The following is an 8,445-nucleotide window of genomic DNA, read 5'->3' as shown; positions in this document are numbered from 1 at the left end:
CTTCGGTCGCCCCGACAGGAGAAGGAGAAGCGGAATGAGTGAGGAGAGCAAGTGCAAGGGGTGTGGAGCGAAAGCTACATACGTAATAAATACCCCAGTGGGCCTTTGCCCGAGCTGTCTTGAGAAGGAGCGGGAAATCTCCAAGCCTATCACAATAGATGGCAAAGAATACTTCCGCGAACAATCGTTTGCCGATGCCAAGCCGGGGGATAGGGTCTGGAATGATAAGCTCCAAATATGGTTTACGATTCTCCGCGTAGAAAATGAGAAGGTCTTCATCAAAGACCTATATTCATGTTACGGGCCGTATGATCTTGATGGAACCCGTCCTTCTTCTGGTCCCATAATCTTCTGGGAACCTCCCCTCATCCTCTACCGGCCGAGGCCGAGGCGGAAGATGAAGAAGTCAAGGTGTGTGTGGATAAACCTCTATATAGATGGGCCAGGAGAAACCTGGTTAAATGAGAATGAAGCCAAACGTATGAGTAATACCCGCAGCGGCTATCTCGAAACCCGCAAGATTGAATGGGAATGGGAGGAGGAGGAGGAATAATGCCAAAGCCAAATTGTTATGATTGTCGCCATCGTGGGACTGTTCCTGGAGATGCCCATAGTCGGTGTAAACACCCGAATAGAAAAGAACTAAAGGTAAAGGGTCGTCAACATGGTATAGAAATGGGATGGTTTTATTGGCCCAATAATTTTGACCCGATTTGGTTGCTGGAATGCGATGGGTTTACCCCGATACCTGAGGAGGAGGAATAATGCTAACAGCCCTTAACTGGCTACTCTGGACAACCGGCCTCTGCGTATGGTTCTTTGCTCTGGCATTTGCCTGCTGCTGGGCTTGGGCGGGATGGAAAGAGCGGAGGGAAGAGCTGAGGCTGGAGAATGGAAAGGGATGGGATGACTAAGCGACGGTGCGATACTTGCAACAGGTGGCTTCCAGGGATCGCGTATGTCGAGCTGGATTTTGTCGGCACTTTTTGTTGCGATTGTGTAATGGATTGGGCTCTCAGGGTGATCAACTACGAAACTGTATGGCGTATGTGGGATGACTACACCAGACATTCGGAATGGGGTGAGATTTACGAAGTTATAGACTCGAATCTCGATTGGATGGATATGCGGGATCTGTGGTGGAGCTTGCTGAAAGTAACGGCATTTTGGGATTGGAAGAGACCATGAAACAATTCATACTGAAAATCCTGGAAAACCAGAAAGGCGATGACCTTTACCGGGCAAGACCTACCCTTTGAGAATGGTACTGTGATCGCCTAACCCAGCAATGAACCATACGCCAAGGGGTTCGGGTTATCGCCAACGTTAGACGCAATGGAGGAAAGATGACCATCACAACAAATACGCTCATGTGTGCCTTTTGTGGCAGGGATCTTTCAACGGCATCGCAGGTTACTTGGGTCGGAGAAGGTCCAATTTGCACAATGTGTTTGGCGAAATTGTCTAACCAGCGAATGCAGCGGATGGCGGGGGAGCATCTTTCTCTTTCTTCCTCTACTCCCAAGCCCGGTGCGGGTCATCGCCAACGTTAGCAGGAGGAATGAGTGGAAATTCGAAATCAGTATACGGACAAGATAATTTTTGAAGGAAAGGCGGTGGTGAGTCTCAAGGATCTTACGGAGCTGGCTGTCAGCGAAAACGTGGACCTGAGAGACGCATACCTGGAAGGCGCGGACCTGGGAGGCGCGGACCTGAGAGACGCATACCTGGGAGGCGCGGACCTGGGAGGCGCATACCTGAGAGGCGCATACCTGGGAGGCGCATATCTGGAAGGCGCGGACCTGGGAGGCGCGTATTTAATCAAGGATCTCGAAGAGGCCGTGTGGTTGGCTCCACTAATCTTTTCCGCAGGCGAAAAATATTCTGCCGAGGCGATCACCCGCCGACTCGGCGGATGGCCACTACCTGATGGCGAGAGGCGCGCCGTGGTCCTAATGAGCCAAGACCTCTCGGGTGGATATTGTTTTGTCTTTGAACGCAAGGAAATCTGGTGGTGGAGTTATCGATGTCCCAAGCCAAAGACTGTGCCGGTGCTGTGGCGGTCGGTCGAGGGATGAACCAGTCGCCGAGGGGCGCGGGTTATCGCCAATGTTAGGCTTTGAAAATGTGCAATTGCAAATTTGACCCCTACGATGACGGTGATTTTGGCGAAGAGTCAACCCACTTTCGTCGAATCTGTGAGTTTTGTGGTTGTCGATGGTGGGGTTTGCATTGCCCGCATGACGGTTATCAAAACAATTGTCCCGATTGTGGCAAGCGCCCCATCACCATCCCTGATGATGACGAGCGTTAAAGATGATTATAATCACCATCTATTATAAACCGTGTTACTGGCGACTACGGCCCAAGATTATTACCGGACTTGGCGAGGTAATCTTCTGTTGGCTTTTTTTCTCGATTGACCTTGATACAACATAATGAAGGCAATTGCTTGTTAATTGGAGTCAGTCGAAGAATTGCAAGAAATCATAAATAAGGACTCAAAATGCCACACTGCTTAAAACCACGCATACCAAACACCACAATCACCGTAGCCCTCTCCTGCCACATTTGCGGAGAGGTGTTCTACCTCGACTGGCAGGACTATAATCCGGATGAAGATTGGCCTGTATGCCAGAAATGTGTGGTGAAATGGCATGAAACGGAGCCCCCAAAGGGGCTCACATTTTAAGCCAAATCACCTGAATCGCTCATACATGCCCATTTGCTACCGAAGTTTTTGAACTGCCATGATCGCCATCTAGCCGCAGCTATTGTATAAGGTGGACCAGCAGCGGCACTGAAAGCAAAGACGGCGTTGAAGGAAACCACTACACCTGCTACATGCGTATTTTTCACGCAAAGTGTAAATTCTTGATACACATAGGCGTTGCTTGGTGCCCCGATTGTTGGTGCCGTAGCATCCGTTATAGCGAGATAGCATTCCGTTCCGAGGCTCAAGTCTATAGCCACAGCCGCCGCATTCGTGAGTGTCTGATCTGCCTTGATAAACCTGAGATGCTTGAAAGTATTCGTACCGGCATTATAACCGGACCAGTCCCAAACCTGATCCGTAGCCGTACCATGGGTTACAAGAACCTTGTTATTTACCGTGATATCAGGCAGGATGCTAACCGTTCTGGTCAACTGCTGGTTCTGTGCAAAGAGCCCTGGAATATTCCTGCCTTCTCTTTCCCAATGTACATATCCTAGAGTTGCCGCATTGAAATTGATATCGCCCACAATCTTGATCGTACCGGAAGCCAGAGTGTCAGGATCTACACTGCCTGTGGTCCAGATATAGAACACACCATTTTCGTAAGCCCATGTACCGGCTGCCACCACCTCTGCTGCTGTAGCGAAACCCCGTAAGCCCACATCATTTTCAAATACTTGCGTATAGGGGGGAGGGGGAGCTTCAACCTGAGGCGCAGGCACAGTCAGTGCCTGGTCGAGCTTGAAAACATTGCCGGCATGGTTTGTCCATGTCCAGTTCACCCCCGTATCGGTTATGCTGAAACGGTTGGCGTTGAAGGTAGTGCCCCGGAATATGGCTCTATTCCAGGTCGTTCCGGTCATATCGACGCCCCAACCCTTACATGATGCTATTTCGCCACCATCCCATTTAATAGCTTGGGAGTTGGTGCCAAGATAGATCCCAGCTCCGGTCATGGCCTCTGCACCACAGTCTATGAAAATGATCCCAGAGCCAGTTCTTTCCAGGTTATACCCAATGGTAGCGTTATCGTTTCGGAAGTTCATAAATATGGTTGAGGTTGTCGTCTGGGTGCTCGATGCTTCCCGATCAATTTTGAAGGCCGTCCCCGCTTTGGCAACTGGATCACCATCGAGATCCCAATCTGTGTATCTATTCCAGAAATTGCCGCGCAGTGTTCCGCTTTCGCCTGTTCCTGTAGCTCGCATGAGGAAGCCAATACCATCAGTCGGATAATTCGTAACGGAACATCTGCTACCCGTAACGAACCAAGATCCCATGTGAGCATAACCAATAGCGTTTGCCGCCATATTTGCCATGTTTATGTGGATATTATCAAATTCTACATTGTAGCACAGCAAGGCTCGAACGGCCGTGGTTACAGCCACCGTAGGTGTAATGATGGTTCCTTGTGTGGCATCTACATATTGACCACCGGCACCACGCAGTATCATCCCCGTCTTAAAGTCTATCGTTGCATCGGTAGTGATAACCCCTTGAGGCAGGTAAAGGGGAATGTTTCTCGCAGCACAGGCCACAATAGCCAGGTTAATTGCCGCCGCCGTTGTGCCCCACCAATTCGTATGGGCTTCCTTCATCGTCGTGGTCGAGGCAAAAGCTATCGTACCGAGGCCCCCGAATACCTGAGCCCCAGGAGGTGCCCACATATTGTTAATCGTGGTAGTCGTCCCAACGGCTGGGTTGATAGCCCCACCCTGAACGAAAAAAAGGTGTATGTTATTTGGGATGGTCACATTGGCAGAAGGTGCTTGCGCCGTGTCTATTACCACGGTCTTTGAACCTGCTCCAATAGTTGCAACCATGTCCGCCAGGTCGGTATAATTCCCAATCCAGTCGAATACCGGCACGCTCAGGGATGTTGTGGGGTAGTTCTGGATAGCGGTCCCGGCTGAATCCCAACCAATCAGGTAATTGGGGTATGGATCGGACCAGACAAGATCCCGAATATCCGGGTCGCAGGTCCGTCTAAAATGTGGCGTGCGTTCGGTAATTTCCTTCACCTGCTGGATATGTATTGCAAGCTTATCGAGGGCATCGTTCAAGCTCTGTGCTGTGATTTTCTCAGTCTCGGTATATTCCTGATCCTGCGTGTAGTCCCGGATAGATCGGATCATGAGATACTCATCTGTCGGCAGAGCAACCACAAGATTCACCTCTCCGCCAACGCCGGCAGCAAGACTCATCTCGTAATCCACATCGAGAATCAGAACCGTTTCAACTCCGTTTGCATCGCCCCGGATTACCTCTACATCTGCATCATCCCATGCTGGGAATGTAAACTCAAACGGCCCGGTAATACCCGTTCCTGTAAACAGAGCTTCATAACTTTTGCTGGTATCCACGGACATTGCAGTTGCCCTCCTTTAGCGCCCGGCAGAATATTTGCTGGGCGGGAATATGTATGTTTGGGCGTTTTCCCTTTCAACACGCCGTTCCATGCGTCTTAGATAGCCGGGGTTCATATGCTCCTGGATATTGTAGAGAAAGAGATAATTCAAGGCCCAGCGGGTATAGAAAAGATTTATGAAAGGAGCATTATTTAGAGCCATACGAAAGCCTTGGGCACCCAAATCCTCCCCTTTTTTCCATCGTGTCCACAGTTCCAAAACATCATCCAATTGCCCTATTGTCGGACCCGCCAGGCTAGATAGTGCCGATCTCCCGAATCTGTTAAACTCGCCAAAAGCGAAATCTCCATAGATTCCTGCACCATTACCTTGAGTGAATGCAGCGATAAAGGTCTTCCAATCAGTTGGGTCTCTCGGCATTTTGCCCTTGGCAAGATCCTTCATACTCATGGAAATGTAACCAAGCACTGTAGTTGCAACCAGCAGATGCGAAAGCCCGAGCAAATCACCCCTGTACTTACTGCTCAAGAAGGCTTCCCGGAGGTTTCTTGCTCCACCCCTGTATATTTCACCACCAAGCATCTTATGGATCATGGTATAAGGGAAAGCCTTGAACTGTCCGAAAAAGCGTAATGCTTCACCTTCGAGAGTTCCAGGTCTTGTGCCAAGTCGAATGGCGGCAAGTTCCCTTGCTCCTGGTGTTAGAACCGCATGGTCTGTTCTATCCACAAAATAAGAGCGAAGATCCACTTCGAGCCTGCGCTTGAAGTCCTGGATACCTCGGATCTTGGACTTGTCTATGCCCTGAGAAATCATATAGGCTCGAACCTCATCATCCGTTATATTCTGCATGAGGTCGGGCGAGATAAACTCCTTGCCTTCCACTTCCGTGCTATACCTTCGGATTATGTCCCACTTACCGGAATCTATATCGTAAATACGCAAAGTGGTCTGGAGGTCTGGATCGAGCTCGGCAAAAGCTTTCATCTTATTGCGGCCCAGGTTATGCGAAAGTATGAGACCAACACCCGTTTTGTGTGAATCAGTCCACCATTCACCTCCAGTTGCCTTGAAGAATGCACGCTGAATCTTACGCATTGCAGACGGCACATTATCAAGCGCCGAGATCCGGCCTGCTAAATCTCCTACAATGCCGTCTGCACCAACACCTATCAGGTCTGCAAGCAATCTTATCTCACCCGCAGTGCGGCCTTTGAATAGGTTCGTCATGGCGGTATAGTAGCCTTCAAGGGGATGTATCCCATTCCTTGAAAGCTCGACCGCGATGGTTGCGATATCGTTAGGCTGAGAGAGCAGGAGCCCGCCAAGTTTGGCTAAGTTCTGAGATAATCTGAGCCCGGAAGAGAATTTAGCCCAGCCCGCATTATGGGCCATCTGAGTCTCACCACTTACTTCCTTCCAGAAGTTTTGCAGCTTTTTGGATTGAGATTTGAGGCTATTAAACTTATCCATTGCCCCAGGCTCTGCACTCGTCCGATACTTCTCCATCATCCTTTCAATCCACCGGATATAGCCATCTTCCGGGTTCGTACCAAACACCTGCATGAGAGCAACATTTCTGGCCCCACTATCGAGCCCGGACATAACCGTATCAAGAAGAGTGCCCCTCCCGTATTTTTTATGGTATTCCCACCAACCCTTACCGTCTTCCCAATGGAATTTTCGAGCTTCACTCAGTTTGCGTGCCAGATTAGCTGGTCCCTTAAAGCCCGAGATTTTAGAGGTCGAATCGGCCCCTTTACCGGCATTTTTATGAAGTCCCGATACAAGGGCGTCGAAGCTTCCTCTCATGAATGCCTCAATATCTTCCGAGGCAACATCCTCGAACACTTTGGACTGATTCAATCTTGAAGCAAAAATATCTGACTTCCACTGCTGGTATTTGGCATCCCAGGGATCATATCCCCCTCGCTTGGCTTTATACCGTTCCATGAGAGAAGGCTTCAGCTTATCGGGATCATGAGAGGTAGAGGCTATGAAGTCTTCCAATTCCGTTATCCAGGCACCTCTATTGTTCAAATCTCGTCTGAGTTTCTCCTGCCATTTGTGTATGATCTCGGCTATTGCCAATGCTTCTCGGTTCTGAGTGATTCCGGGCTTCCCATCTTCCTTCATCAGTTCGCCACGTTCCATGGCAATATCTTCGTCTATCACTCCCTTTCTCGCAATTTCGAGCAGGCCCGTTTCAGCATCCCTCAAATCATGTACCAAGCCTACCAGATAATCGGCCTGATAGCTCTTATAGAGCTGGTCTACAGATCCTCTGCTCATGTAGGTGCCTACTGTTTTGGACTGTGCCGCATCGGCTGGATCTCGATGTCTGGTTTCGCTGGTATCAAGTTGCTTATCTATCGTCAGATTTTTTGCCTTATTTCTCTTTTCGATAATGGCAGCAATCTTTGAGTCCTCGACCATCTTTCCGGTAATATCCTTGAGTATTTCCTCAGTCGATTGGAGTGTGCCTTCTGCCTTGCGTATCTTTTCGCGCTTGCGTATTTCCTTGATTAGATTGTTTATCTGCTTATCGGAGATCGTCTCATCTTTCAGCATGAGTCTGATATCGTCAAAGCATATGAGCTTCTTTTTAGGCTTTGCCATTTACTTTTTCTCCATCCAAAACACTATGGCCCAGAAGACCAGCCAGCCGATAAAGATCCCGGATATGATATAAACAATTCCTATAAAGGCCCACCAATCGCTGTTATATTTCGTTTCAGCCAAGCGGGAATAGCAGAGGAGTTCCATCCAGAAGACCATTATCGCCATGAAAACGACTGTTCCGACTGCTGCCCCTTTCATTACGATCCATCCTTTCTGGTCAGGCATTCAAATGCCGCCTGGATAATGTCCTGGTTCTGCTTTTCCTGTTTCGCATACAGTTCTGCTTCTTCCAGTCTTGCAAGATCGTCTTCCGATAAGAGGTCTGCCTGTTTCATGGCTTCTATTTCCGGCATGAGTTCGTCGAGTTCCGCTTGCGCTGCTGCACTATCCATTTTGGAAGGAGGTTCTTTTAACGCCACATCCGCCGCTTCACTCGCAATTTTGCCCTCATCAAGTCCCGGTTGCGTGCTCCATTTGGCAGTCACTTCCGGCTTAACATCTCTCAGTTCGGGATATGCGTCAAAATGACCTAGTTCTTCTGCACGTTCGGGAGTAAGTTTGCCTTCCCTCAAAGCCTGTCTGATATGCTTTTCAAGAGGTATATCCACATCACGAGTAATCGGAAAAGAGCGTGCATCTGCCATGGGAATGGGCTTTATCGGTAAATTTCTTGAATCGTATCCCAATGATTCAGCATATTCCTCTCTCGTCATATCCCACGGTTCTTTTGGCCCTTCC

7 protein-coding genes and 1 pseudogene are annotated in these 8,445 nt (G+C 49.2%); 3 read left to right on the top strand and 5 right to left on the bottom strand.

Annotated elements, in window-relative coordinates; genetic code table 11:
* The 3 genes from HWQ67_RS09165 to HWQ67_RS09155 all read left to right on the top strand — a co-directional run.
* Nucleotides 1-553: hypothetical protein (locus tag HWQ67_RS09165; protein ID WP_218252385.1), on the top strand; the 553-nt coding region annotated here is incomplete at its 5' end.
* 353 nt (nucleotides 554-906) lie between these two features.
* Nucleotides 907-1,188: a hypothetical protein gene (locus HWQ67_RS09160; RefSeq protein ID WP_218252384.1), complete on the top strand. Its 282-nt coding sequence runs from the start codon at nucleotides 907-909 to the stop codon at nucleotides 1,186-1,188.
* 377 nt (nucleotides 1,189-1,565) lie between these two features.
* Nucleotides 1,566-2,078, top strand: a complete 513-nt coding sequence (locus HWQ67_RS09155; RefSeq protein ID WP_218252383.1) for a pentapeptide repeat-containing protein — start codon at nucleotides 1,566-1,568, stop codon at nucleotides 2,076-2,078.
* A 440-nt stretch (nucleotides 2,079-2,518) separates the two neighbouring features.
* On the opposite strand, the gene HWQ67_RS09150 is transcribed toward HWQ67_RS09155, so the two are convergent.
* The 5 genes and pseudogenes from HWQ67_RS09150 to HWQ67_RS09130 all read right to left on the bottom strand — a co-directional run.
* Nucleotides 2,519-2,659, bottom strand: a complete 141-nt coding sequence (locus HWQ67_RS09150) for a hypothetical protein (protein WP_218252382.1) — start codon at nucleotides 2,657-2,659, stop codon at nucleotides 2,519-2,521.
* 29 nt (nucleotides 2,660-2,688) lie between these two features.
* Entirely contained in the window at nucleotides 2,689-5,085 is a 2,397-nt protein-coding gene (locus HWQ67_RS09145) for a hypothetical protein (RefSeq protein ID WP_218252381.1), read from the bottom strand.
* Nucleotides 5,086-5,100: 15 nt separating this feature from the next.
* Nucleotides 5,101-7,704, bottom strand: a complete 2,604-nt coding sequence (locus tag HWQ67_RS09140; protein ID WP_218252380.1) for a hypothetical protein — start codon at nucleotides 7,702-7,704, stop codon at nucleotides 5,101-5,103.
* The gene (locus HWQ67_RS09135) at nucleotides 7,705-7,905 is read right to left on the bottom strand and encodes a hypothetical protein (protein WP_218252379.1); all 201 of its coding nucleotides are present in this window, start codon (nucleotides 7,903-7,905) and stop codon (nucleotides 7,705-7,707) included. It lies immediately after the preceding gene.
* A pseudogene (locus tag HWQ67_RS09130) lies at nucleotides 7,905-8,445 on the bottom strand (hypothetical protein); the annotation flags it as partial. The gene HWQ67_RS09135 and the pseudogene HWQ67_RS09130, both read right to left, overlap by 1 nt.

This window comes from Candidatus Magnetobacterium casense (assembly GCF_019173545.1).
GTDB lineage: Bacteria > Nitrospirota > Thermodesulfovibrionia > Thermodesulfovibrionales > Magnetobacteriaceae > Magnetobacterium > Magnetobacterium cryptolimnobacter.
This window is presented reverse-complemented; position numbering and strand designations above follow the sequence as displayed.